Below are 24,515 nucleotides of genomic sequence, written 5' to 3' on the forward strand. Positions count from 1 at the left end.
CGAATCCCTTTGTCGAAAGCCATACATGCAGCGCCTGCCCCGTGCCCCCAAAGCCGTTCTGTTCGACATGGACGGTTTGATGTTCGATACCGAGGCGCTGTATCGGGATGCGACGATCACGGCTGCACGGAATGCGGGTTTCGAATTGCCTCTCTCGGCCTATCTTGAAACCATCGGTTTGCCGGCTTCCCGTGTGCGCGAACTCCTGTTGGCCCGGTTCGGCAAGGATGCCCCTCTGGAGGATCTCTGGAGGCAGGCTTCGGAACTCTTCACGCAGATGGTGCAAACGGATTTACGAACGAAGGCAGGCTTGCCGGAAATCCTATCCTTCCTCGAAGCGGCGCGGATCCCTTCGGCCATCGTCACCTCATCGGATCGGACGGCCGTCGAGGCGCATCTTTCGGCCGCCGGGCTGCAAGGCCGCCGGTTCCAAACCATTATTGCCTATGGCGATTACACGGTGGGAAAACCGGATCCCGCTCCATACCTGCTGGCCGCCGAGCGGCTCAACCTGCCCATATCGGAATGCGTTGCCCTGGAAGACTCCCGAAATGGAGTTCTCTCCGCATCAGGCGCCGGAGCGATGACCATCATGGTGCCTGATCTGGTTCAGCCGGCTCCGGATATTCCTGGCCGCTGCGCTTGCATCTTGGCGGATCTTCACGCCGTTCGGGATTTGATCGCCATCTCGATGGCGGGAGCCGCCGTGGAGCCGTGAGGGAACAAAACTGCAAGCCTACACAGATGCACTCCGCACGTCATGCAGTTGACAGGTCGGGACGGTTCTTTCATCTGGAGCGCCAGATCAGGAGCCTCTCACATGACCCTTAACATACGCCCCGCGACGCCTTCAGATGCGGCAACGATCCTGCGATTCGTCCGCGAATTGGCCGACTATGAAAAGGCGATCCACGAGGTCGAGGCGACCGAGGAGAGCACGCGTGCGGCGATCTTCGGCGACGGTTCGGTCACGCATGCGCTGATCTGCGAACGCGAAGGCCAAGCGATCGGCATGGCGGTCTATTTCTTCAGCTATTCGACTTGGCAGGCGAAGAACGGCCTTTATCTGGAAGATCTCTACGTAACACCGGACGCGCGCGGCTCGGGAGCCGGCAAGGCGCTGTTGCGGCGCCTGGCACAGATCGCGCTGGAAAAGAACTGCGGCCGCTTTGAATGGAGTGTGCTCGACTGGAACGAACCTTCGATCCGCGTCTATGAGGCGATCGGCGCGGAGCCGCAGAAGGAATGGATCCGCTATCGGATGGCGGGAGAGACGCTGGCGGCGTTTGCCCGCGGCTAGAATTCTCTATTTTTTCTTGGCCTCGGCGCTTGCGTCTTGACGGACTTGCACGCCGTTCGGGATTTGATCGCCATCAGCCTGGCTGACCGCGACGCGGCCCGAACGGGACATTGCCGATAATCGACATTGTCCCATCGCGGTCGGGCGGGCGCATCATCCCGCGCAGCCGATAGTCAGCGGCACCCAGCTTTCCCCCTTCAATCTCGACCCTTCCGATCCTCACCGCAATTCTGCAGTAACCCGGAAAATCCCGCCGGCCGAAGCATCCGAGCAGACGACGAAGGTGGAGCCCTCCTGCGCCATGAAGGCGACGTTGCCGCCGGCTTCGCAGGGGGTGGCGCTCCATTGCAGGATGATGTCGCCGTTATCGGGCAGTTTTTCCGGCGGGATCTTCGCCGCACTTGCCATCCATTCGGTTGCCGACGGCAGGTGGACGGGGGCGTTCAGCTGTTTCGACAGCCAGGCGGTATAGTTCTGCGCCACGGCAAGCGGCACGTCGTCGGCCGGCTGCTGCGGATTGTCGGCATAGGCCTGGGCGGCGGTCTGATCTGAGATGGCGGTGTAATATTGCGCCATCTCGGCGCGGGTCACCGCCTTTGCCTGCATGCAGAAGGACTTGTCGATCTTCACCGCGCCATTGGCAACGCCGAGCATGCCGCCGAGCTCCTTCATCGAGGAGGTCATCAGCCGGACATTCTCCAGCGAATAGCTTCCGGCCGGCACGGTTTCGAAGGCAAGGGTCGGCGAAACCGGGCAGAAGCCGCGCGCCGACAGCGCCTCGAGATCGGCGAGGATCGGCTGGTAGGCAATGATCGCGAGCTTGTAGGCCTCGGCGGTGTAGCGGTCGTCGGCCTCGCCGATCTTCGGCGCGAGGGCTGCTAGCGTCGGATCGGCCGCACCGGCGCGAGTGGCGATCGAGGCGTTGAGATCGGTGACCTTCTGCTTCAGCGCGGTGGCCTCGTCCTTCGCCGCCATGACATCGGCGATGACGGCGTCGAACAGTTTGGCGGCGTCGCCATAGCCTGAGGTCGCCGCCGGCGTCTGCCATTGCTCGGCCTTGGCCTTGGCTTCGGTCATCAGCCCGCTCGCCTTGGCGACGTCGGGGCTATCGCCGGCGCCGATGCGGTTGACGGTTTCGCGTTTGGCCGCCGCGTCCTTTTCGGCTGCGGTGAGCGCGGTGAGCGCCTTGGCGAGATCGTCAAACGTCGTTTTCGACTCGTCATAGGCGCCGACGGCAGCGTGCATCTGTTTGGCGGCGGCGGCCTCGGCGGCAGTCTTCATCTTGGTATCGGCCTCGGCAAAACCCGGCGCCTTGTCGCCGCCTGCGGCAGAGGCGGCAGCTTTTGCCTTCTCGGCATTCTCCTTGGAGATGGCGATCAGCGCATTGCCGAGATTGATGGCAGCCGTCTGATAGCCCGGAAGGGCCTTGTCGTAGTCTTCGTCCTTGAGCAGCGCATCGGCCGAGGTCAGCGCCGCAGCACCGGTGTCATAGGCGAGTTTCGCCTGGTCACCGGAAGGGCGCTCCGACGCCTTGGCGGCGATCGCCTTCTGTTTGCGGCTTTCGGCCTCCTTCTTCCAGGTGCCGACATCGGCGACGAGCTTCGGATCCGGGCGCAGCAGTTTGGGGATGGTGACGACACCGACGCCGATGCAGATCAGGAGCAGCGCTCCGATCATGGAGAGCTTGGCCAGCGTCCATTTTTTCGGCTTCGGCGGTTCCGGCTGCTGCATGCCGCCGCGCGGATCCCATGACATCGGCTGGATGCCTGTGGTCACCCGGGCATATTCGCCCAGCGCATCGGCGCCTGTGCGCGGTCGCGCGGCCGGGTCGCGGCTCAGCATCCTTTCCACAAGGCTTGCCAGACCCTCGGGAAAACCGGGGGTCAGCACATCAAGGCGGGGAAAGACGTTGGACGGATCGAGATGGATGTTCTTCCAGCTCTGCTCGCGCTGGTGCTCGTCTTCCCAGACCATGACGCTGTCGAAGACGCTGGCATAGGTCTGCCGCGGCAGGAAGAGCTTGTAGGCGATCATGCCCATGGCGTAGATATCGAGCGCCGGCGAGGCGGAGAAGGTGCCGCTGGCATAGATCTCCGGCGCCCCGAATTCCGGCACATAGGGCGGTATGATATGCTCGCCGATCTTCGAGATCAGGTGCAGGTTGCCGATCCGCACCGACAGGCCGGAATAATCCTCGGAGACATAGATGCACTGGTCGGTCAGGGCATTGTGGGCGTAACCGGCGCCGTGCAGCGTCGCCAGGCCCTCGAGGATGTGGCGGCCGATCTCGACGGCGCGCTCGTAGGCCACCATCTCCGTTTCGTCGAGATACTGGTGCAGCGTCTTCGACGGCCGCTTCTCGACGATATAGAAATTGTCGTCTTCCGGCGACGGCGGAATAAGGTCCTCGATTTCGACGAAGCGCCGCGCCGTCAGCGATTTGGCCTCGTTGATCGAGGTCCAGACGCGCTCGAAACGCGCCTTGTCCAATTTTAGCGCTATATCGGGCGTGACGATGAAGACCGCATGGTCCATCCGCTTGTCCTGGGCGGGATAGACGATGAACTCGTTTTCATAGATCGGCTCGCCGATCGTGTAGCGGGCGATCAGATCACTTCTCATGCACGTGTCCCCCTGCATTCATTCATGAAACCGAATTCTATTCACCCGCCAGAGCATGATGCCGAAAAGTGTACGCGGTTTTCGGACGACATCATGCTCTAACTCTTTAATTTAGAACAGGATTCAGATTTAAGGCCGGGTCGGCCTTAAATCATCCTGTTCTAGTAGCGGGTCACCGATCAGGCCTGCGGCGAGCAGCAGGCCGGTCTTCGTATCGCGAAGCGCGAAGGCAAAACGGGCATCGGCGACGACGCGAACAAGTGTCGGCTCGATGCTGCGTTCCGTGATGACAGCCGTGGCTGCCGCCGCCTCCGTGCCGTTTTCGTCAACCTTGATCATGGTCTTCTGCAGGACATGGGACAAGCGGATGTTTTCCTTGGTGAAACCCGGAAAACCTGCATCCTTGGCCTTCTCGGGCGCCACGCCCATCGCATTCAGTACCGGCATCAAATCACGCCCGTCGTTCAGGGAAAAGCGGGGCAGGAAGATTTCGCCCTTGGCGGCCTCGAATTTCTCGCCCTGAAGCCAGGAAGCGAGCGCCTTCAGATCCGTGCCGCCGACACCCTTGCCGGAGCGCGCCGCCACCACGACCATGCTGTAGCTCTCGCCGGCATAGGCAAGATCGACGGCGGTGAATTTTTCATCGGAGCGAAACCTCTGCCCGTCGCTGGCAAGATGCATCATCGGCACCGAAATCGTCGAGCCATCCGGGCGCTGAAATGGGCTTGCCGGGCTCTCCTTCTCGAAGGAGGTCTTCCAGCGCGCCTTGAAGGAGAGTGCGCCGAGGCTGACGAAGCCGCCGCCGGGCGGTGCGTCGAGGATCGACGGAATGGCGCCCCGCGTGGCGTTCTTCACCCAGCCGTTGATGTTCTCGACCGATTTCGGCCCGTCGAGATCCTCGATCGAAGGTTTGACCCGGTGACCGGCGAGCATGGGAAGCGCATCGGCAACGAGCACCAGTCTGTCGTCGAAGACGATCGCAACCGCCGTCGCCAAAGGCGCATCGGCCGCGGCCGGCTTTTCCCCCGTCATGGCGGCAAGCACCTTTTCCGGTCCCTTCACTTCGCCGGCGAAGCCGAGGCTCTTGGCGATTGCCGCCTTGCCCTCATCGGAGGCGCCGAGGCTTGCGAGACCGAGGGCGGCCGCAAGGCTTGCCGGCGACACCATGATATTGGCCGCCCCTTCCTTTGCCAGGGTGCGGTCGATGAGCTCGGCGGCAAGCACCGCCTGGGCGGCAAGCACCGCCTTGCTGTCGCCGGTCTCGCCGGCATGGACTGGGGCAAACGCCATCAGGGAAGCGGCAAGACCGGCCAGCAGAGTGGATTTCGGCATGGTTCGCTCCTCTTCAGCGGATGCGATAGAATTTGGAATCGAACGACCATTTGCCCTGGGCGCCGGTCTCGTCGTCGCCGACGATCCTGAGGCTTCGGGCGAGATCGTAGACATAGTTGAAGGCGGCGCGCTGGCCGACCAGCGGTGTCGGCACATCCGGCAGGTCGAGCACTTCGATCGGCTTGTCGCTGAGGATGGCGACGACCATACCGACGCCGGCCGGACCCTCGACCTGATATTCGAAGCCGATATAGGGATTGCGCGCATCGGGCACGACGACCGGCCGGGCCGGATCGAGCCGGTTGTCGCCGCTCTTGGCCGTCGGCTTCAGGCCCATCGAGCGCTTGTTCGGGTAGAGCTGCGTCAGCTTGCCGGCGGCGTCGATATCGACCAGGATCAGGTAACCGGACTTCTTGGTAGAGACGCGCATCGCCACCTTGTCGCCGATGCTGACGGCGGTGCCGGGCAGCATGTCGACGGCAACACCGGCGTCATTGTCGCTCTTCAGCGTATTTTCGACGGCGGCGACCGGCGTCTTTGCCTCCTCGCCGGTGATCACGTCGCGGCCGAGCGCATCCGGCTGGCCATAAAATTGCGGGACCGGCGTGAAGCGGCAATCCTCGGCATGGGTCCGGCAATACTCGTCCGATTTGCGCCGGACATAATCGAGCAAAGCGGCATTGCTGACGTCGGGCTTGTTGGCGGCGCGCGCCACGCCATCCTGCACGCCTTCGATGAAGTTGCGGGTGAAAACCCCGAGCGCCGGCTTGGCCTCGCGGTCAACGAGCGCCCACTGCCCTGCATTGACGGCCGACCAGACCATGGCGCTTTCGCCACCGAAGGAGAATTTCGCTTCCTTGCCTGACTTGTTCGGCGGTTCAAGCGCTGCCAGTGCCGGGCCGAGGCAACGCACGGTGCCGGAGGGGGCTGCGACCGCGCTGCGGCTGCCGGGGCCGACATGGCAGGCGTCGATCAGCAGGGTGACGCGGCGGTCCTTGAGGCTGTTCAGCCGTGCAGCGATCTCGGTTTCGCGGATCTGGTTGGTGACCGTCACCTTGCCACCCTCGCGCACCAGTTTCGCATCGGCGGCCACCAGCGTCGGGCTCGTCGTTTCCTCGGCGCCCATTTCCTCCGAGCCCTGGCCGCTGAAATAGAGGAAGACCCGGCTTCCCGGCGTCGACTGGCGCACCAGCCAGTCGTCGATCTCGGCCAGGATCGCCTCGCGGGTCGCCTTGCGGTTGGTCAGCATGTGGATCTGTTCCGGGCGATAGGCCAGCGTTTTGGCGAGGAAGACCTGCATCGCCTTCACATCGCTGGCGGAGCCGGTCAGTTGCGCCTCGTGCATCTCGTAATCGTCGATGCCAATCAGCAGCGCGCGGTCGCCGGGGGAGCTTTGGATCACCGGTGCCTGGACGGTCGGGGATTGGACGACGGGTTCGGCGTCTGCGGGCCTGGGGGCAGGCTTGTCAGCCGGCATGTCGGGGCTTGGCTTTCCGGTCGTGCCGGCGGGCGCGCTATCGCCGGCGGGCGGAGTGTCGCCGGTGGGCGGGGCGTCGCCGCTGGGCGGCGAGGTGATGGTGAGGTTGGCCTCTTCCTGCCCGGATTTTTGCTGCTTCGTTGCGGCGCCGGTGGTGGTTGACGCCACCTGATCGCCTGTCGCCGATCCTTCGACATCAGGCACGGCGCCGTCGGTCTTCGCGGCGATCCAGCCGCGGAAGGCGGCGACGCGGGTGTAGACGCCGTAATGTTCGGCCTCGGCGCAGCCCGCACCCCAACTGACGATGCCGAGCTGGATCCAGCTTTTGTCGGGGCGCTGGGCGACGAGCGGTCCACCGCTGTCGCCCTGGCAGGCATCCTTGCCGCCTTCGGCATAACCGGCGCAGACATTGCGCTCGTCGATCGGGTTCATGCGCATCGAGCTGTCGCGATAGGCCGCACGGCAGTCCTCGCGCGGCACGATCGGCAGTTCGACTTCCTGCAGCTCGGTCGGCAGATATTTGTCGTCCCAGCCGTGGTCGGCCTTGGTGTAACCCCAGCCGGTGACGACGGCGGGGTGGCCGGCGGCCTCCACCGCCTCGTCCGAGGCCGAGGCAAGGATCGCCGGCCTTGATTTGGCGGGCTCGGCGAGCTTGATCAGGGCGATGTCGTTGGCGAAGACCTTGCGGTCGAAATCCTCATGGATAACGACGTCTTCCACGGCAAGGCCCGGCTTGTCGGGGCCGTCGACCGCGATCACCTTGTCGATCTTCGACTTGCCCTCGACGATCAGCAGGTCGCGGGCGAAGAGATCCTGCTTGCCGGAGCGGCCGCTGGTGACGCAATGGGCGGCCGTCAAGATCCAGCGCGGTGCAATCAGCGAGCCGCCGCAATGGCCGCCGAAGCGGCCGCGCTGTTCGGGGTCGGGCGCCAGGATTTTCACCTGCCAGGGCCATTCGCCCTTCTTCGCCGCCTGGCCGCCGATGACGCGCCCGCCATCCTCGCCGGCAAAATCGGTATCCTGCTGCGCAAGAGCCGGAGAGGTCACAAGCAGCATGACGGAGGCAATCGTGAGGACCCTGCTGATCGACGTGCTCATAGCTTGGCTCCGGCGGAGGTATAGAGGACCGTGAATCCGACGCGCGCGCCTTCGGGCAGGAATTCACCGAGGTGCCTGGCGATATTGCCGGCAGTGCGGCGCCTGTCGTTCTGCTTCAGGAACTCCACAAGCTGCGGCATCGGGGCTTCAGAGGTGACAGCGACGAGCAGGTCGGTGCCGAAGGGGGCGACGACCGAAAGATCGAGATCGAAGGTCTGGGACATCTCGGCATCGGCCTCCTTCTCGTTGGGATAGAGGAACTGCACGGTGCCATCGCCGGTGACGTCGAAGAGCACGAGTTTGCGGCCCGATAGATCCGAAACCGTGACACCGACGCGCTCGCCTTCGCCATGGACGGTGTCGGACGGCGTCACGCGCACGGTTTGCGGGTTTGTCTCCGACAGCCGCTTCAGCGTGTCGAGCGCGGCCATCCGGTCGACGACAAAAGGCATGTCGCCGGCGCCGATGGCGGAGGCGACGACATCGCCGCCGGCAATCGCCTCGTGTTTATCGGGATCGAAGACAAGTTCGGCATCGGCACCCTCGGTCAGCTTGAATGGCGTGACGGCTGCGTCGATCCCCTGCAAAACCGGCTCGGACCCCAGGGCGGCGACGCTGATCGGCGCGGGCTCGGTGGGCAGCGGAGTGTTTGACTTCTCCGCCACCGCCTGCGCCCCCGCCCCTTCGTAGGCATAGACGACCGCACGGTCGAGATCGGTTCCGGGCGGGCTTTCGGTGAAGATGTTCTGCCGCTGGTCGGTGAACTGATAGACCGCCTGGCGCACATATTCGAAGAGTTCGCGGCGGCTGACGGCGCCGTCCCCGTTGCGGTCGGCCGCCCCTTCGAAGGCGCGGGCGGTGGCATAACTCAGCGCGCCGCGCTTCTGCGGAATGCCGGGGATCGTGATCTCGGGCGACTTGGTGTTCTCGTCGACGGCGGCAAGGAAGGTCAGCCGCTCGAAATCGAAGCCGGTGGAGAGCGCATCGGCTGTCGTCGAAATCGGCGCGAGGTCATCCTCCTCGATCGTATAGGACGGCGCCTGGCGCCAGGTGATCTCGGCGCCGCGCGGATCGACGTCGCGGGTCATGCCGCCGGCATGGCAGGTATCGGCGATGAAGACGACATCGGCGCCTTTGGCCTCCAGGCCGCGGATCAGCACCCTGAACTCGTCGCCGAAGATGCGCTCGCGCGATCCGGGCAGCCGGGTGTCGAAGCCGGCCAGCACATAGACCTCGTCGCGGCCGCTCGGTTTCGAGCCCTTGACGCGTTCCGGCTCGCTCGACCCGTGACCGGCAATGCCGAGCACGACGAGGTCGCCAGGTCCTGCCCGCTCCGTCACGGCCCCGATCGCTTGGAAAATGCCCTCGCGATCGGCTGCGCCATTCTTCAGGAGCGTCATGTCTTCGACGCCGACCGAGCGCAGCGACAGGGAAAGGTCCTCGGCATCGGCGACGGCGCCGTGCAGCGGCGGGACATTGCGGTAGAGATCGATGCCGATCAGTACCGCCCGGACCGCGCCGCGCTCGGGCGCCTCGATCGTCCTTGCCAGGCTGTCGGTGGCCGCCAGCGTGAGGAGGGCTAATGCGGCGGCCATGGAAACGGATGCGGACATGGCCAAACTCCCCTCGCCGCGGCTATTCGCGACGCCATTCGACGCGCCGGTTCAGCGCATCGACATCGTCTTCGGTGAGGTTTGCCGTTGCCGTCACGTCGACCGGCTCGGAGGCGCCGCGGCCCTCGGCATCGATCGTCGCGTCGATGCCGTGGCTCTTCAGGAAATCGGCGACGGCCTGGGCGCGGCGCTCGGACAGCTTCTGATTATAATCGTCAGCGCCGCGCCGGTCGGTATGGCCGACGAGGATGATGCGGCCGGGCTTCTGCTCCTTCAGCGCTTCCAGCAGTTCCTCGGCGGCCTCGGTGCCGATCGAGGTGAAGCTCGACTTGTCGAAATCGAAGGTGATCGGCACCGGAATGGAGACCGGCACGATGCCGCGGACATTCTCGGAATAGATGCCGCCGAGCACGCCGCTGCGGTGATCCTTCTCGGCCGGCACGAAGCTGCCTTGCGGATTGTCGCTCGAAGGATTCGCGGCAAGGATGCGGGCCTGGGCGGCGCGCTGGATGAGATCGGAAATCGTTTCGGCCGGCGGCGCCTTCGGCGTGCGGGTCTCGTTCTTGATGATCTCGATCGCCTGCTGGTAATCGGCGGCGGCATCGGCGAAGCGGCGAGCGGAGAAATAGATCTCGCCGAGCGTGGCGGAAGCCTGCCACAGCACCTGCGGACTGTCGGCAGCGACAAGCAGCGGTTCGTAATCGGCGACCGGTCTATCGGCGGCCATCATCTCCTGCGCGGCGGAAAGCCTGAGGGCTGCGACGCGGCGCTGGGCATTCACCTGGAACTGGCCGCAATCGGCGCTGACGGCGATCGCATCGGCCTCGGAAGCGGCAGCGGTGATATCCTTGGCGGCGACGGCGGTGTTCAGCTTGTCGAGAAGCGCGGTGCAAACCGGCGTATCGGCGTTGGCGACCTCGATCTCCTCGCCGGCCTGATCCGGTTCGGCCGAGCGGCCGAGGTTCAGCTGCGGCATCTTGATGCTGAAGCCGCCGGGCAGCTTGAATTGCGGCATCTTGATCTGCGGCATCGGCAGTTTCGGCATCTTGGTCTGAGAAGACTGGGCCGGCTGCTTGTACTGCGTCGGCTGCTTATATTGGGTCGGCCGGGTGGACGAGGTGGTGTCGGCAGGGCCGATCAGTTCCAGTTCGTCGGCGGCAAGTTCCTGGCCGGGCGCCAGATTGGTGACGATCTTGTATTTCTTCGGCGGCTGTGTGGTGGCCTGCTCGACAGGCTTCGGCGCCACCTTTTTCGGGGCAGCGGACTTCGGTTTTTCCACCGCCGTTTCCGGCTTCTTGGCAACTTCCTGTTTCGTCACCGGCTTCGGAGCGGCTGCCGGTTTCGGCGCAACGGGCGGCTTTGCCGCCTGCTCGACCGGTGCGGGTTTTGCGGCAGGGGCGGCTGCGACGGGAGGAGCCGCGGGCAGACTATCGACCGTCGTCAGCATCAGCGTCTTGCTACTGATCTTGGTGCCGAGGCTGCGGGCTTCCTCAAGGCTGCGGGACACGGCATCCATGCCGCCGTCGATCGAGCGGAACATGCCGCTGCCGCTGCCGCCGAGATCGGCGAAGATGGTCAGCGGCTTGGAGGAATAGAAGACCTTGATCTGCTCCTGGCCGACCGGACCTGAAACCTGCAGCCGGGCGCCGCTTGCCGGATCCGGCACCTGCACACGCTTGCCGGCGCCGATGAGCGCATCGGTCTGGTACTTGTTTGGGAAAAGCTTCACCACCGCGCCGTTCGGCGAAACGTTCAGCACCGTGACATAGGCGTTTTCGCTCGACTGGATGAAGAGGCCGACCACTTCGCCGATGGCGTATTTGGCCTCGGCGCGATCGAAGGTGATGCTGACGGGGCCGGTCTGGGCCGGCGCTTCGGTCAGTGTGCGTTCGTTCTGCGCCTCGACGGCGGGAACCACCGAAAAGAATGAAAGAAAGGTGGCTGCTGCTAGGATGGCTTTACGGTTCAGCATTGGAAAACCTCCTCTTCGAACAATCTCACACTGTGTTGAAGATGAGAATAGCACTGACCGGCGAAATTGGGATGGTTTCACCCGTCTTGCTTGAGGGAGGGTTACAAATTATTTGGAGCCCGAAAGAATCCATCAAGGCAAAGAGGTAAGCAAGACTCATGCTCGGCAATATCCGGCGGCTATTATAGTCCGTTCGGATGGCTGGGATGCGGTTAGTTCTTGGGTTTCTGCCCGGCTGATTTCAAAATCGAGATCAGGTCGCTCATTCCCTCGGGCGAGGAATTGTAGAGCCAGAGAATATCCGGATTGTCGATCGCGAATTCCTTGCCGGGGCCGGCGCCCATGTCGCGGCCGGGCGAGGTCGCATCGGGCAGCTTGCCTTCGCCGGGCGCCAGCCCCTCGGCGCGCTCATGTTCGGCGATGATGGCGGTCGCCGCAGCAAAGGCCTTTTCGTCCTGCTGGCGCAACGCTGCCAGCGCGGGGTTGCGCGCCGCCAGCGCATCCTCGACCGGGCCGGCCTGACTAAGCTCAGGCATTTGCAGCGCCAGCAGCAGGCCGATCGACAGGGTTATGAGCCAGGATTTCGTCATCGTCGTCACATCCGTCTTATGGGCGCCATTACGCGACAAGCGCCCCGACAATAGGGAGAGGCTGGGAGGATGGCAACGGCGCTTGGCGCCAATCGATTGGGAGGGTTGAAATCGACTGGCAGAGGCGCTTTCGCTCTTTGTTTTATGCATGTCGTTGCCCCGGAACCGCTGCACACTTCCGGGCGACATGCATTAGAGGATCTTCAATTGCTGCAGACTGAGGCGCAGGTCGCGCAGCATCTCGCCGAAGATCTCCTCGATCATCCCCGTCGACCAGACGACCATGGTGCCGTAGGGCGAGCGCTTGCGCTGCATGAAGCCCGCCGTCTCGAAATCGATCAGCGTCTTGCGGCAGGTCTCGCTCGACATCACCGCGACCAGGAAGCGGGCGAGATTGGACTGGTCGATCGCGCCTGATTTTTCCGCCCAGTTCTGGATCAGCCGCGGCTTGGTGTCGGCGGTGAACATCGAGGCGAGCGCCCGATCCTGCGACAGCCCCAGGCGCTGCAGCTTGGCCGGATCGCGGGTCAGCGAAACCACGTAGTCATTGTGCAGATCGGCGAAGCGTTCGATATCCTCGGCCGTGTTGATGCCGAAAACCTTCATCGAATAGAGGAACTCGGCCATCAGATAGGTCGGCTCGGAGCGCAGTTGCGCCAGATGTTTGTCGTCCTTGCTGGCAGACGCCGCGCAGACGCGATCGGAAAAACCTATCCGTGCGGCGCGAACCTGCTCCAGCAGGCTGATGTCGAGCGCCAGTTCGTCACCGTTCCATTCCAGCATAAGCATTTCCTGCCAGCAAATCTTCGAGACGATGATCTTGTACTATTCCAGGCGCAGATCTCCAAATCGTTTGGAAAGCAACAGCTTGCTGATGGGGCGCATCTATCTTACCATTTTGAATGGCTTGGCAGTCTTTTCGAGGGTCGAGGCAATGCGTGGTTTGGGGTCGCATATTCTGTTTGCCGCGGCACTTGCAGTCGCCTCGCCAGGTTTTGCCAAAGACACGACAATCATAGAGCTTCGCAGCGGCGGCGGCGCGCGTTCGGTCGGCATCATCTCGTCCAACGAGGAAGTGGAGGCATCCGGACCTGCGGCGATCACCGTCGGTGACGACGGCACCATCTACATTCTCGACCAGAACAACGGCCGCGTGCTCGCCGTCGACGCCGAACGTTCGCAGGCCGATCCGGAGATCCTGCCGCTGCCGGAGAATGCCACGCCGGAGGATCTCGCCGTCGTCCACAACGAACTCTACCTCTGGTCCGATGGCGTCGTGCCGCTCGAGCGCGCCACCGATGCCGACGGTCGGTCGCAGACGCTGCGCGCCGTCGACGGCGGCGGCGATGCCGACGACTACACCCGCTCGGTCTTTGCCTCGATGGGCTCGGTATCGCCCGGGCCGCTGAACAGCATCATCGACGAGATCGGCCGCAGCGTGAGCCGGCCCGAGGTCCGCCCGCCGGTCAAGCAATATGTGCCGAGCCGCGGGCTCGGCGATATCGTCGCCGAAGTCTCGGCTGCCAACGACAAGGCGGAGATCCTGCTGCGGCGCAGCAGCTCGGAGGAGAATTTCCTGTCGCTGCAGCTGACCTCCGAAGGGCGGATCGGCACCGTCGAACTGCTCGACATCGACACAACAGGCAGGCCCTATGCGCTGGTCGAGCTGGTGCCGGCCGACCGGCCCGAACGCACCGGCATGCTGGTGGTGCGCTTCACGCCGAACGGGGCGATGGACCGGGTCTACGACCTGCCGATCGAACCGGGCACGGTATTCTCCAGGCGTTTCGTGGCGATCGGCCCGCGTGGCGACGTGCTCTATTTAAGATCGCTGGAGAGCCGGGCGCAGGTGCTGCGGCTCGACGGCAGGGAGCCCGGCCGCAAGCTTGCCGTCGCCAGCCCCGCCAAGCAGCCGAATGCCGGCAAACCCGGCAAGACGCCGAAGGTGGCGATCGTGCCGAAATCGCGCAGCGACGTCATCGAGCGGGCCATCGGCTTCGAGACGCTGAACTGGCTGGTGACGCAGACGGCCTATGGCAAGGATCCCGGGCCTGGCTGCGACAACATGAACCGGCTGCGCCGCCCGATCTACCTGATCGGCAAGCGCGGCCAGACGGTGAAAGGCGTTCCCTATTGCTGGGGCTGCAAGACGCCGCTCGAGAATTTCATCGGCGGGGTGGAAAAGGGCCAGACCGCCGGCAATGTCTGCACCAAGAGCGCGCCGCAATCCAACATTCTCGGCGTCGACTGCTCCGGCTTCGTCAGCGACGCCTGGGGCCTGAAGATGCATGTGACGACGCGCGCCATCCCCGGCATCACCAAGCGCCTCTCCGACCCCTGGTCGCTGCGGCCGGGCGACGCGCTGAACAAGCCCGGCTCGCATGTGCTGTTGTTCATGCGCTTCACCGACGACCGCAAGGTGGAGGTGATGGAGGCCTCGCCGAACGCCTGCAAAGGCCGCGTCTGCCGCAACACCTATTCGCTCGGCAGCCTGCTGATGCGCGGCTACCAGCCGGTGCGCTTCAGGGGGCTGGATGGTTGACGGCGGAAGCGTCATGTCACCGGTCTGTTGCTATCTTAGTGCCAAGTGCCGGTATCGCCACCAGAGCCGCCGTCTGAATCACCGTCTCCACTAGAGCTCGATGAATCGCTTGAACTGGAAGAGCCACTTGAACCGGAGGAGCTGCTTGAACCGGAACTGCCTGAATTGGAATTGCCAGACGAACTGGAATCGTTACCTGACCGGCCAAAAGCCACTTCCCTATTACCTGCAGAGACTCTTCGAGCCGTCGGCGTTTTCTTTTGGGTTGGCTCCTTGCTGGTAAACAGCGTCTTGGCGCCAGGGTCGAAAACGCAACCCTGAAGTAATGTGCTCGAGCCTATGATGAATGTCGAGCTAAGCAGTAGACGAATGACTAACTTTCTGGTCATGAAGAATCCCCCAAATCTCCGCGTTAGAAGAGATCATATCTTGGATTTCGCTTTACCCATGTCGCCTTGGCGAGCTGAACAAGTCTCGTGTCTAGCGACTTTGTCTTCGGAAGAGCCTTTAATTCCTGAGTAGTCAGCTCAGAGACGAAAGCTCCTTCCGCTTTCTTCTTTGCAGCGTCAGGTACACTTTTGAGCTCCGCTAGAGCCTGGTTCTTCGGGTCGCCGCTGCCCGGTCTGTTGACCGCCATCGCGAGTGCAAAATAGCGCGCAGCGATTGCAAGTGTATCGGGATTCGCTCCCTCATCTTTTGCCAGTTTGCCGCGATCGAACGCGCCCCAATAGTCACCTCGTTCTGCACCCATCTCCAGCCATTTCACCGCTGCTGCCTTGTCGGGGGCAACACCAATGCCATCGCGGTACATGCGCCCGAGATTGGTTGGAGCATAGGGCTGGCCGCCCTCTGCCGCCCGCATGAAAAGGTCGTGTGCCTTAGCAAGATCCTGAGGCACGCCCTTTCCGAAGCGATAAACCAACGCGAGATTATTCTCGGAATAGATGTCATTGCGTTCAACCCCGGCCTCGTAGAAGCGGATGCCACGCTCCGGATCGGCCGGAACATTGACGCCGTTAAGAAAGATGTAGCCGAGAGCATTCATGGCATAGGTATGGCCGAGATCAGCAGCCTGTAGCATCATGCGCAATCCTTGCTGCTGATCGGCTTTGATGCCCCGACCATAATACAGAGCGTTTCCGAAGCTGTGCAACGCGTAAGGATCGCCCTTCTTGGCTGCTACTTGAACGATCTCGGCAGCCTTATCGACATTGCGGGGCACCGATGCACCAATTTCGTACATGCTTGAAAGATGTTGGATCGCCCGGACATGCCCGGCATCCATCGCCTTCGTGATCGTCGTAAAAGCCGTCTTCGTATCGCGGTTGGCAAGCTGGGCGCGGCCGAGCTGGTAGACGAAACGCGCCACCTTGGGATAGGCCTTGACCGCCTCCGTGCAGGCCGGCAGTGCGGAGGCGGGGTCGATCTCGTTCGGCAGTTTTCCGGCGGTCACGCCCTGCAGGTCGAGGGGTGCCGCGGCCGCGGTGTCGCAGGCGTCGAGCGCCGGTTTGAAGGTGATGGTGGCCGGCGCCAGGTCGTCATTGGCGGCCTGCAGCGTCAGGGCGAAAGGCTGGTTTTCCGTGCCGATCTGTGGCTCGTAGGAAAGGGTCGAAATATCGGCCGCCTCCAGCACGTGGCCGAGCCCGATCACCCGGTCTCCGGCGCGCAGCGTGCCCTTGTCGGGCAGCGCCGCGACCTTGAAGGTCATTTCCGCGACCGATGCCGGTACGGCCGGCAGGCCGGCCTCGACGGGGCCGACGCCGATGGTTGCGTCCACATCGCGCGGTAGGGTCTTCAGATAGGCATCGGCATCGGCAAGCCGCGCCTGTTTTTGCTGTTCGAGCTGGGCGAGCTTGGCGCCGGCATCCGCCGAGACGGTGATTGCCACCACGCCTTGGGTCGCCTGGCCATAGGGGTCGCTGACGGTGTAACCGATCAGGCCGACGGTTCCGGCGGCAACGCCGGATGAATCAAAGGTCAGCGCCGTCAGGGCTGCCGCAGGGACCTTCGCGCCCTGCTCGACGGGTTTGCCGTCGAAGCTGAGCTTGCCGGTCTTTGGAAGCTGGTTGAGGGTGACGAGCAGTGCTGCGCCGGTCTCGTCATGCGGCGGGGCGATCGGCAGTTTGGTGGCGGCCGCGCCCTCCGGCACGCTCACCTGCTGCATCGGCTCGACGCTCGGGGGCGGCGGTGCCGGAATGAAATAGAAGCTGTCGGTCAGCGATGAGTTTTCCCAGGGAACCTGCTTGCCGCCGGTCATGGCGATCACATCGCGGCGCACATCGGTCAGGACCTGGCGGATTTCCTTGTTGGGTTCGCTCGCCCGCTTGATGAAGGATTCGGAATAGGGGCTAAGCGCGCCCGTGCCATCGAGCGCCACCTGGCCCGGTTCGGTGGAAAAGGCGATCAGGCTGCCGAGATCGCTGTCGATGCGGGCCAGTCCGCGCGTGGCGCCGACCGGTTCCAGCTTTTCGGCCATCCAGAATTTCTGGGCGTTGAAGGGATTGTTGCGGCAGGCGTCGAGGAAGATCAGCTGCACCCGCGAATTCTGCTTGAGATGGTTGAGGATCAGGTCGAGCGGCATGGTCTGCGTCTCGACGTCATAGGGCGTCTCCAGGGTCGCATCGACCGGCACGATGAAATTCTGCCCGCCGACCTGGATGCCATGGCCCGAATAATAGATCAGGCCGGCCTCGGCATTGCTGGTCGAACGCAGGAAACGGCGCACCGTATCCTCAAGCCCGATGCGGTCGACATTGACGCCGATCGTCACGTCGAAACCGGCCGCCCGCAGCGTGGTCGCGACCTCCTCGACGTCATTGGCCGGATTGGGAAGCGAAGGCAGCGTCTTGTAGACCGAGTTGCCGATGACCAGGGCGACGCGGCGCCCGCTCTCTTCCGTGATGGCGGCATGTACGGTGCCGATCGACAGCAGCATTGCCGCGACGATCAGCAAATAAGCGCACAGTCTCCTGACATGGTGAAACTTGGGCATGGCTCGATCGCAAACATCTATTGTCCAGAGTTCAATAAAATTTGCTGGCCTGCTGGTGCTGGGCCCCCTCCGCATTCACAGTTTGAAAATATTCCTCGGCGCTTCAAAAAGCAAGCTTCGCCGCCTCCAAGTGAATTGGAGCAGTCCCGTCAGATTGGAAGCCCGTCATCGACAAGAAAGACTGTCGAAATCAGGAATTTAACATGCGGCGGCGAAGTTTCCTTAACCTCGAAACGTATAGTTGCTGATCGAGGCCGGTTTCATCTCGATAGAGAAGCCCGGCAAGGTAGGCGGCATATAGGCGGCGTTCTCGATCCGGCAGGGGTCGAGGAAGTGTTCGTGCAGATGGTCGACATATTCGATGACCCGGCCGTCCTTGGTGCCGGACACGGCGACATAGTCGATCATCGACAGATGCTGCACATATTCGCAGAGGCCGACGCCGCCGGCATGCGGCCAGACCGGCAGACCGAACTTGGCGGCGATCAGCAGCACCGAGAGGACCTCGTTCAGCCCGCCCATGCGGCAGGAATCGATTTGCACGATGTCGATCGCGCCCTCGGCGATGAACTGCTTGAACATGATGCGGTTCTGGCACATCTCGCCGGTCGCGACCTTCACCGGGCTGATCGCCTGGCGGATCTTGCGGTGGCCCGCGACATCATCGGGGCTCGTGGGTTCCTCGATGAAGAAAGGCTTGGCGAAGGAGAGCGCCTTGACCCAGTCGATCGCCTGGCCGACATCCCAGACCTGGTTGGCGTCGATCATCAGGTAACGATCGGGACCGATCACCTCGCGGGCGATCCTGAGGCGGCGGATATCGTCTTCCAGGTCGCGGCCGACCTTCATCTTGATATGGTCGAAGCCGGCGTCGATCGCCTCCTGGCAGAGGCGGCGGAGCTTTTCGTCGCCATAGCCGAGCCAGCCGGCCGAAGTCGTGTAGCAGGCATAGCCGTCTTTTTCGAGGATGGCGACACGTTCGGCCTTGCCCGCCTCGGCGCGCTTCAGGATCTCGACTGCTTCGTCGCGGGTCAGCACGTCGGTGAGGTAGCGGTAATCGACGATATCGGCGATCTCTTCCGGCGACATATCGGCAACGAGCCGCCAGACCGGCTTGCCGGCCTGTTTGGCCAGCAGATCCCAGACGGCATTGACCACCGCGCCGGTCGCCAGATGAATGGCGCCCTTGTCCGGGCCGATCCAGCGCAGCTGGCTGTCGCTGGTCAGATGCCGCCAGAAGCGGCCGGGATGAGCAAGAATCTCGGCAAGATCGGCGCCGACGACGAGGTGGCGCATCGCCTTGATCGCCATGCAGCAGATGTCGTTGCCACGGCCGATGGTGAAGGTCAGGCCATGGCCGGCAAGATCAGGCGCGTCCGTATCGAGAATGACATAGGCGGCCGAATAGTCCGGATCGGGGTTCATCGCATCGGATCCGTCCAGGCTTTGCGACGTGGGAAAGCGAAGATCGAAGACGCGAAGATCGGTGATGCGGGTCATGGTTGTTCCTCCCGATTATAATTGTATGGGGCCGATGGCGGCGGCCGGATCGGCCGGCGGTGCCGCCGGCCGCGTGATCGGCTAAAGCGCGTTGCGATCTTTCAGATTCGCTTCTCACGCTTTACGTCTTTGTTTTACGCAATTCCCGGCAAAACCGCTTCGCGCTTTGCCTGGGAAAACCGCTGCGCATTTCTGCTGGAACTGCTCTCAATCAGATCGTCCAGCCGCCGTCGATGGCGATCGCCTGGCCCGACGTATAGGTCGCGCCGGCGAGATAGACGGCGAGATCGGCGATCTCCTCCGGCGAGCCCAGCCGGCCCATCGGCTGGCGGGCGATGAAGGCGGCGCGCGCCGCATCGTAATCGCCCTGGGCGCGCATGCGGTCCTGCAGCGACGGGCTTTCAACCGTGCCGGGGCAGATGGCGTTGCAGCGAATGCCCTGGCCGACGTAATCGGCGGCCACGGATTTGGTGAGCCCGATTACCGCCGCCTTCGTGACGCCATAAGCGAAGCGGTTCGGCACGCCCTTGATGCTGGAGGCGACAGAGGCCATGTTGACGATGGACCCGTCCTTGCGTTCGATCATGCCCGGCAGCACGGCCCGGATGGTGCGGATCATCGCCTTGACGTTGAGGTCGAAGGCGAATTCGAGATCGGAATCCTTCATCTCGAGGATAGAGCCGGCATGAACGAAGCCGGCGCAGTTAAACAGCACGTCGACAGCGCCGATCTCGGCGACGAGGGCCGTGACCGCATCGTCTTCGAGCACGTTCAGTCTGTGGGTGGAAACGCCGGTTTCGGCGGCCAGCGTCGCCAGCGCCTCGGTGTTGATGTCGGTCGCGTGGACCTTGGCGCCGACCGCGGCAAAGGCTGTCGCCGTCGCCCGGCCGATGCCCTGGCCGGCGGCGGTGATGAGAACGGTCTTGCCGGAAAGTCTGTTTGTCATATCACGGGCCTTTTCTGGAAGTGTCTATGCTGGACGACGGAATGCGGTTTGTCTTGATGAGGCTCGGGGGCGAGGCTCGGGCCTTTTCTCATTTTGCGCGCTTCGACGGTCGTCCGGCAAGATATTGTTGGCGGCTTGCCGCCCAGTCCTGGTGCCGGGAAGGCCACGCGGTTTCACCTGATATCGGGCGACGTCTTCAGTCATGATTTGTCTGTTTATAGACAAACAGACGATTGGCCAAGGGTCAAGCGTGAAGTTTTCCTTTTCCGGCTGCAGTTCTGCGTATATGCAGAATGGTATTCACAGGAGGAAGGAATGGAGACCGACGAGTCAGACCGCTACCGCGCTCCTGCCCTCGACAAGGGCCTCGATATCCTGGAACTGCTCGCCGGTGTCGATACCGGCCTCACCCAGGCCGATATCGCCAAGCGGCTCGACCGCAGCCCCAATGAATTCTACCGCATGCTCGATCGCCTGGTGCGCCGCGGTTACGTCACCCGGCTGGACGGCGATCGCTATTCGCTGACATTGAAGCTCTTCGGTCTTGCCCAGTTGCACGCGCCGGTGCGCCGGCTCGCCTCCTATGCCACGCCGCTGATGCGCGATCTCGCCCAGCGCACGCGCCAGGCCAATCACCTTGCCGTCTTCGATCGCGGTGCGGCGGTTGTCATCGCTCAACAGGAGGCACCTGACTATTGGGGGTTCTCGATCCGCATCGGCGCCCATATCAGCCTCTTCGACACCGGTTCGGGGCATGTGCTGCTCGCCTTCCGCAGCGAGGAGGAGCGGGAGATGATGATCTCGGAACATGTGCGCAGCCGCGCCGACATCGAACTCGGGCCCGAATTCTACGACCGCCTCGAGCAGATCCGCGAGCGCGGCTACGAGATGATGGCAAGCGCCCAGACGGCGGGCGTCTACAATCTTTCCGCCCCGGTGCTCGGGCCGGACCGACGCTGCATCGCCGCCCTCACCTGCCCGTTCATCGCGCTCGTCAATGCGCCGTCCGCGCCCGATATCACCCAGACGATCATGCTGGTGCAGAAGACCGCCGCCCAGCTTTCGCTGCTCGCCGGCGCCGATGTCGGCCATTCCGGCTGACGGGTCCCCTCGGAAAAGCCCGTCGCGAAGCAGACTTGCGAATTGCATAAGTTCGTGCTTATGTGTCGGCATGATCGAGAATGACATTTTCCGAGCCTTGGCCGACCCAACCCGCCGCGCGATCTTCGAGAAGCTGGCGGCGGGCGGCATGAACGCCAGCGCCTTGCGCGCGGGCATGGAGATCAGTCAACCGGCAATGTCGCAACATCTCTCGGTTTTGCGGAGCGCAAAGCTCGTGAGGGAAGAACGGCAGGGGCGTTTCGTGAATTACGAAGTCAATCCGGAGGGACTGGCTCTCATCGCGCAATGGTTGGCGAAATATCGTGCCTACTGGCCTGCCCGCATCGAAGCTCTCAAGGTCTTGCTGAAGGATATGGACCAATGAACGACGGAAAGGCCACCGAGCATAAAGACGGCATCGAACTGGAATTCGATCTGGATGAACCGCCGCACAAAGTCTGGCGTGCAATCAGCATCCCCGAATTTCGGGAAAACTGGTTACCAAAAGACGCTTTGGCCGATCCCGAACCGGCCACTATCACACCTGGCGAGGAAGTCCGTTATAGCCTGCGCGACAACGCTCCACCTTTCCTTGAAAGCTCGGTGACGTTCACGATCGTCCCGAACGCGACCGGCGGCACCCGCCTGCGCATTATCCACGAACTGACCGACGCGAGGCTCGACCGGATGGCGAAAGCGGCCGCGAACAGCAACAGTCCGCCCGTCATGCTCGCCGCCTGACGCGGCAAGCCCCTTAAATTCTGGAAGATTGGAGTTCGCCGATGCGCGAAGCGATGCAACTCGTCCCTATGGTCATAGAACAATCCAGCAGAGGAGAGAGGTCTTTTGACATTTACTCCCGTCTTCTGCGCGAACGCATCATTTTCCTCAACGGCGAGGTTAACGATACCGTTTCCGCCCTTGTCTGCGCGCAATTGCTGTTTCTTGAAGCCGAGAATCCAAAGAAGCCGATCAATCTTTACATCAATTCGCCGGGCGGTGCCGTGACCAGCGGCCTCGCCCTGTATGACACCATGCGCTTTATCCGCGCGCCGGTTCATACGCTTTGCATGGGGACAGCCCGGTCAATGGGATCGTTCCTGCTGATGGCAGGCGAGGCCGGTGAAAGAGCTGCATTGCCCAACGCCAGCATCCTCATTCACCAGCCCTCCGGTGGCTTCCAAGGGCAGGCTTCGGACATGCTGATTCACGCCGAAGAAATCCTCAAGACCAAGCAGCGCATGACGCGGCTCTATGCGCAGCATTGCGGACGCTCCTATGAAGACTTCGAGCGCGGGATGGATCGCGACCGCTTCATGACGGCGGAAGAAGCAGTGGAATGGGGTCTTATCGACCGTATTCTATCGGTTCGGGAAGACACGGCCAGCCTATAAGCTGTCGCGGAAATCCAACAAAAGTTGGAATTTTTGACCGCCGGGAATTTCTATTTGAACAATCCATTCGCCAGGGGTAGGTTGCCGCAAAACCACTCTTGGAGGAGAGAGCGTGTTCATCGACACCCATCTGCACATCATCGATCGGTCGGCGCTGCCCTATCCCTGGCTTTCCCAGGCGCCCGCTCTCGATCGTGATTTCCTCTACGAGACCTATGCGACTGAGGCCCGGCGCTGCGGCATCACCACGGCGCTGCATATGGAGGTCGACGTCGATCCCGCCGCCATGCAGGCCGAGACCGATCACGTCGCCGGCATCTCCAAAAAGGAAGGCAGTCTGCTTGCCGGCGCCATCGTCTCCTGCCGACCGGAGGAGCAAGGTTTTGCCGCCTATCTCGAGCGACAGAAGGCCGATCCCTTCGTCAAGGGGTTCCGCCGCGTGCTGCATGTCGTGCCCGACGACGTCTCCGAAGGCGCCCTGTTCCGCGAAAACATCCGGCGCATCGGCGGCAGCGGCCTGACCTTCGACCTCTGCACCTTGCCGCATCAGGCAGGCCGGGTGGCGGCCCTCGTCGATCTCGCGCCCGATGTGCAGTTCGTGCTCGACCATTGCGGCGTGCCCGATATCCGCTCGAATGCCTTTGAGCCCTGGAAGGCCGGCATATCCGAAATTGCCCGGCGGCCGAACGTCGTCTGCAAGGTCTCGGGCGTCGTTGCCTATGCGGATGCCGAGACCTGGACCGCGCAAACGCTGCGGCCCTATATCGAACATGTGATCGCAAGTTTCGGATGGGATCGTGTCGTCTGGGGCAGCGACTGGCCGGTCTGCACGCTCGGCGGCGGCCTCTCCACCTGGGTCGCGGCGACCCATGCTATGCTTTCCGGCGTTGATGAGGCCGAGCGCTCGAAGCTGCTTTTCGCCAATGCGCAGCGTCTCTGGGCGTTCTAAAAAGCACCACCCCAAAAGAGCGCAGTGGTTATCAAAGACTTAAAGCGCATTTGCATGGACCGGGTGAGGCAACGCTCTTCGCTCATTGTTTTTATGCATATCACCCCCGGATTCGCTGCACACGCCCCGCCGACAGGCGTCAACATCACGAAAATAATGACGTGCCCGGCAAAAGTGCTACTTTGGCATGTTTTTTGCTGGTGATGTGTGGTGAGATAATGACGCAGACGCGTTGTATCGGTTTGGGACGACTTACAACCGAGCAATTGCTAGCTTTATTCATCTCGGGTAAAAGTTGTCAGGCGGAGATATGGCAAATGGCCTGATCTCCGCTGTATCAGGAGGGAAATAAATGAAAGAAGAACCGCACTCAGTAGATGTTCACGTCGGAAAGACGATCCGCATCCAGCGTCTGTTGAGGAAAGTTTCTCAGACGGAACTGGGAGATCGTGTCGGCGTAACGTTCCAGCAGATCCAGAAATACGAAAAGGGTTCCAACCGCGTTTCCGCCAGCATGCTGGTCGAAATCGCCGGCGCGCTGAAGGTCGATGTCAGGACGTTTTTCGACGACCTGTCGACCCCTGCTACGGCCAACGACAACCCTGCTCCAAGCGAGGAATTCGTTATTTCGCGCGAAGGCGTCCTTCTCAATGCGGCGTTCTTTTCGATCAAGAACGAAGCTCTTCGCAAGAAGATTCTGAAGCTCGTCCAGGCGATCGCCAACACCGAACAGTTGGACGCTGACGCGGCCGAATAAACCGGTCCTTCACGCAATCCAACGGGCCGCATGAGGGTCAATGGCGATCGATCAGAATTAGATTCTCGCTGGCATCCTTCATTGCGATCTTGGCTTTGCTGCCGAGCAGCTTCTCGAGATTGACGTCAAGCTCCCTGTCGGGATCTATGCCGTCCCAATCGATAACGACCTGCAGCAGCGCCATGTTCGTCAGGTGCATCAGATTACGCAGCTGAAGCTTTTCAGCCTCCTCCTTGGCTGCCGACAGCAGCCGGAAGATCCTTGCGTATTCGCTGCCTGTACCTTCGTTGTGTTGTTCAAACATCGTTCCCGCCTTCGTTGGCCGTGAAA

The 24,515-nt window shown here is 62.4% G+C and carries 20 protein-coding genes; 9 read left to right on the forward strand and 11 right to left on the reverse strand.

Annotated features, from left to right (window positions below; all coding sequences use genetic code 11):
• Positions 1 to 25: 25 nt before the first annotated feature.
• Together NE851_RS05705 and NE851_RS05710 are read left to right on the forward strand one after the other, a co-directional pair.
• The gene (locus tag NE851_RS05705) at positions 26 to 718 is read left to right on the forward strand and encodes an HAD family hydrolase (RefSeq protein WP_029868332.1); all 693 of its coding nucleotides are present in this window, start codon (positions 26 to 28) and stop codon (positions 716 to 718) included.
• Positions 719 to 820: 102 nt separating this feature from the next.
• Positions 821 to 1,300 (forward strand): GNAT family N-acetyltransferase, encoded by a 480-nt coding sequence (locus NE851_RS05710; protein WP_029868333.1) that lies wholly within the window; start codon positions 821 to 823, stop codon positions 1,298 to 1,300.
• A gap of 219 nt (positions 1,301 to 1,519) precedes the next feature.
• Here the strand turns inward: NE851_RS05710 and NE851_RS05715 are convergent, their stop codons facing one another.
• The 7 genes from NE851_RS05715 to NE851_RS05745 all read right to left on the reverse strand — a co-directional run bounded on the left by NE851_RS05715 (position 1,520) and on the right by NE851_RS05745 (position 12,787).
• Positions 1,520 to 3,922 (reverse strand): protein kinase domain-containing protein, encoded by a 2,403-nt coding sequence (locus NE851_RS05715; RefSeq protein WP_254955501.1) that lies wholly within the window; start codon positions 3,920 to 3,922, stop codon positions 1,520 to 1,522.
• A gap of 129 nt (positions 3,923 to 4,051) precedes the next feature.
• Complete coding sequence (locus NE851_RS05720; protein WP_097542619.1) at positions 4,052 to 5,254, reverse strand: serpin family protein; 1,203 nt, start codon at positions 5,252 to 5,254, stop codon at positions 4,052 to 4,054.
• A gap of 13 nt (positions 5,255 to 5,267) precedes the next feature.
• On the reverse strand, positions 5,268 to 7,829 hold the full coding sequence (locus NE851_RS05725) for a trypsin-like serine protease (RefSeq protein WP_097542618.1): 2,562 nt from the start codon (positions 7,827 to 7,829) through the stop codon (positions 5,268 to 5,270).
• Positions 7,826 to 9,442: a caspase family protein gene (locus NE851_RS05730; protein ID WP_097542617.1), complete on the reverse strand. Its 1,617-nt coding sequence runs from the start codon at positions 9,440 to 9,442 to the stop codon at positions 7,826 to 7,828. The genes NE851_RS05725 and NE851_RS05730 overlap by 4 nt, the downstream gene beginning before the upstream one ends.
• Before the next feature lie 22 nt (positions 9,443 to 9,464).
• A complete protein-coding gene (locus tag NE851_RS05735) occupies positions 9,465 to 11,414 on the reverse strand; it encodes a DUF4384 domain-containing protein (protein ID WP_097622409.1) in 1,950 nt (649 codons plus the stop codon).
• A 212-nt stretch (positions 11,415 to 11,626) separates the two neighbouring features.
• Positions 11,627 to 12,004 (reverse strand): hypothetical protein, encoded by a 378-nt coding sequence (locus NE851_RS05740; RefSeq protein WP_097596037.1) that lies wholly within the window; start codon positions 12,002 to 12,004, stop codon positions 11,627 to 11,629.
• Positions 12,005 to 12,196: 192 nt separating this feature from the next.
• Positions 12,197 to 12,787, reverse strand: coding sequence for a hypothetical protein (locus NE851_RS05745; protein ID WP_047613358.1), 591 nt, complete (start codon positions 12,785 to 12,787; stop codon positions 12,197 to 12,199).
• 151 nt (positions 12,788 to 12,938) lie between these two features.
• Here NE851_RS05745 and NE851_RS05750 point away from each other — a divergent pair, with 151 nt between their 5' ends.
• Positions 12,939 to 14,546, forward strand: coding sequence for an NHL repeat-containing protein (locus NE851_RS05750; protein ID WP_254955502.1), 1,608 nt, complete (start codon positions 12,939 to 12,941; stop codon positions 14,544 to 14,546).
• A 412-nt stretch (positions 14,547 to 14,958) separates the two neighbouring features.
• Here NE851_RS05750 and NE851_RS05755 read toward each other — a convergent pair whose 3' ends face one another.
• The 3 genes from NE851_RS05755 to NE851_RS05765 form a co-directional block, all read right to left on the reverse strand.
• On the reverse strand, positions 14,959 to 17,538 hold the full coding sequence (locus NE851_RS05755; protein ID WP_254955503.1) for a caspase family protein: 2,580 nt from the start codon (positions 17,536 to 17,538) through the stop codon (positions 14,959 to 14,961).
• 222 nt (positions 17,539 to 17,760) lie between these two features.
• Positions 17,761 to 19,038 carry an L-fuconate dehydratase gene (locus NE851_RS05760; RefSeq protein WP_254955504.1) on the reverse strand — a complete coding sequence of 426 codons (1,278 nt, stop codon included), beginning with the start codon at positions 19,036 to 19,038 and terminating at the stop codon, positions 17,761 to 17,763.
• A gap of 211 nt (positions 19,039 to 19,249) precedes the next feature.
• The gene (locus NE851_RS05765) at positions 19,250 to 19,984 is read right to left on the reverse strand and encodes an SDR family oxidoreductase (protein WP_047611919.1); all 735 of its coding nucleotides are present in this window, start codon (positions 19,982 to 19,984) and stop codon (positions 19,250 to 19,252) included.
• A 315-nt stretch (positions 19,985 to 20,299) separates the two neighbouring features.
• Between NE851_RS05765 and NE851_RS05770 the strand changes: the two genes are divergently transcribed.
• The 6 genes from NE851_RS05770 to NE851_RS05795 all read left to right on the forward strand — a co-directional run bounded on the left by NE851_RS05770 (position 20,300) and on the right by NE851_RS05795 (position 24,185).
• Positions 20,300 to 21,085 carry an IclR family transcriptional regulator gene (locus NE851_RS05770; protein WP_047611921.1) on the forward strand — a complete coding sequence of 262 codons (786 nt, stop codon included), beginning with the start codon at positions 20,300 to 20,302 and terminating at the stop codon, positions 21,083 to 21,085.
• 70 nt (positions 21,086 to 21,155) lie between these two features.
• Entirely contained in the window at positions 21,156 to 21,470 is a 315-nt protein-coding gene (locus tag NE851_RS05775) for an ArsR/SmtB family transcription factor (protein WP_254955505.1), read from the forward strand.
• The gene (locus tag NE851_RS05780; RefSeq protein WP_028759066.1) at positions 21,467 to 21,826 is read left to right on the forward strand and encodes an SRPBCC family protein; all 360 of its coding nucleotides are present in this window, start codon (positions 21,467 to 21,469) and stop codon (positions 21,824 to 21,826) included. Before NE851_RS05775 ends, NE851_RS05780 begins: the two co-directional genes overlap by 4 nt.
• Before the next feature lie 41 nt (positions 21,827 to 21,867).
• Entirely contained in the window at positions 21,868 to 22,479 is a 612-nt protein-coding gene (locus NE851_RS05785) for an ATP-dependent Clp protease proteolytic subunit (RefSeq protein ID WP_183905594.1), read from the forward strand.
• 112 nt (positions 22,480 to 22,591) lie between these two features.
• A complete protein-coding gene (locus NE851_RS05790) occupies positions 22,592 to 23,428 on the forward strand; it encodes an amidohydrolase family protein (RefSeq protein WP_254955506.1) in 837 nt (278 codons plus the stop codon).
• 352 nt (positions 23,429 to 23,780) lie between these two features.
• Positions 23,781 to 24,185, forward strand: a complete 405-nt coding sequence (locus NE851_RS05795) for a helix-turn-helix domain-containing protein (protein WP_028759063.1) — start codon at positions 23,781 to 23,783, stop codon at positions 24,183 to 24,185.
• A 37-nt stretch (positions 24,186 to 24,222) separates the two neighbouring features.
• On the opposite strand, the gene NE851_RS05800 is transcribed toward NE851_RS05795, so the two are convergent.
• A complete protein-coding gene (locus NE851_RS05800) occupies positions 24,223 to 24,489 on the reverse strand; it encodes a hypothetical protein (protein ID WP_004668299.1) in 267 nt (88 codons plus the stop codon).
• Positions 24,490 to 24,515 lie beyond the last annotated feature (26 nt).

The sequence above is a fragment of the Rhizobium anhuiense bv. trifolii genome, from assembly GCF_024346605.1.
GTDB classification, from domain to species: domain Bacteria; phylum Pseudomonadota; class Alphaproteobacteria; order Rhizobiales; family Rhizobiaceae; genus Rhizobium; species Rhizobium anhuiense.

What these genes read in the sequence shown, in the direction of transcription:
- NE851_RS05705 (WP_029868332.1), top strand. Translation starts at nt 26, where the DNA reads ATGCAGCGCCTGCCCCGTGCCCCCAAAGCCGTTCTGTTCGACATGGAC.
- NE851_RS05710 (WP_029868333.1), top strand. Translation starts at nt 821, where the DNA reads ATGACCCTTAACATACGCCCCGCGACGCCTTCAGATGCGGCAACGATC.
- NE851_RS05715 (WP_254955501.1), bottom strand. Translation starts at nt 3,922, where the DNA reads ATGAGAAGTGATCTGATCGCCCGCTACACGATCGGCGAGCCGATCTAT.
- NE851_RS05720 (WP_097542619.1), bottom strand. Translation starts at nt 5,254, where the DNA reads ATGCCGAAATCCACTCTGCTGGCCGGTCTTGCCGCTTCCCTGATGGCG.
- NE851_RS05725 (WP_097542618.1), bottom strand. Translation starts at nt 7,829, where the DNA reads ATGAGCACGTCGATCAGCAGGGTCCTCACGATTGCCTCCGTCATGCTG.
- NE851_RS05730 (WP_097542617.1), bottom strand. Translation starts at nt 9,442, where the DNA reads ATGTCCGCATCCGTTTCCATGGCCGCCGCATTAGCCCTCCTCACGCTG.
- NE851_RS05735 (WP_097622409.1), bottom strand. Translation starts at nt 11,414, where the DNA reads ATGCTGAACCGTAAAGCCATCCTAGCAGCAGCCACCTTTCTTTCATTC.
- NE851_RS05740 (WP_097596037.1), bottom strand. Translation starts at nt 12,004, where the DNA reads ATGACGAAATCCTGGCTCATAACCCTGTCGATCGGCCTGCTGCTGGCG.
- NE851_RS05745 (WP_047613358.1), bottom strand. Translation starts at nt 12,787, where the DNA reads ATGCTGGAATGGAACGGTGACGAACTGGCGCTCGACATCAGCCTGCTG.
- NE851_RS05750 (WP_254955502.1), top strand. Translation starts at nt 12,939, where the DNA reads ATGCGTGGTTTGGGGTCGCATATTCTGTTTGCCGCGGCACTTGCAGTC.
- NE851_RS05755 (WP_254955503.1), bottom strand. Translation starts at nt 17,538, where the DNA reads ATGCCCAAGTTTCACCATGTCAGGAGACTGTGCGCTTATTTGCTGATC.
- NE851_RS05760 (WP_254955504.1), bottom strand. Translation starts at nt 19,038, where the DNA reads ATGACCCGCATCACCGATCTTCGCGTCTTCGATCTTCGCTTTCCCACG.
- NE851_RS05765 (WP_047611919.1), bottom strand. Translation starts at nt 19,984, where the DNA reads ATGACAAACAGACTTTCCGGCAAGACCGTTCTCATCACCGCCGCCGGC.
- NE851_RS05770 (WP_047611921.1), top strand. Translation starts at nt 20,300, where the DNA reads ATGGAGACCGACGAGTCAGACCGCTACCGCGCTCCTGCCCTCGACAAG.
- NE851_RS05775 (WP_254955505.1), top strand. Translation starts at nt 21,156, where the DNA reads ATGATCGAGAATGACATTTTCCGAGCCTTGGCCGACCCAACCCGCCGC.
- NE851_RS05780 (WP_028759066.1), top strand. Translation starts at nt 21,467, where the DNA reads ATGAACGACGGAAAGGCCACCGAGCATAAAGACGGCATCGAACTGGAA.
- NE851_RS05785 (WP_183905594.1), top strand. Translation starts at nt 21,868, where the DNA reads ATGCGCGAAGCGATGCAACTCGTCCCTATGGTCATAGAACAATCCAGC.
- NE851_RS05795 (WP_028759063.1), top strand. Translation starts at nt 23,781, where the DNA reads ATGAAAGAAGAACCGCACTCAGTAGATGTTCACGTCGGAAAGACGATC.
- NE851_RS05800 (WP_004668299.1), bottom strand. Translation starts at nt 24,489, where the DNA reads ATGTTTGAACAACACAACGAAGGTACAGGCAGCGAATACGCAAGGATC.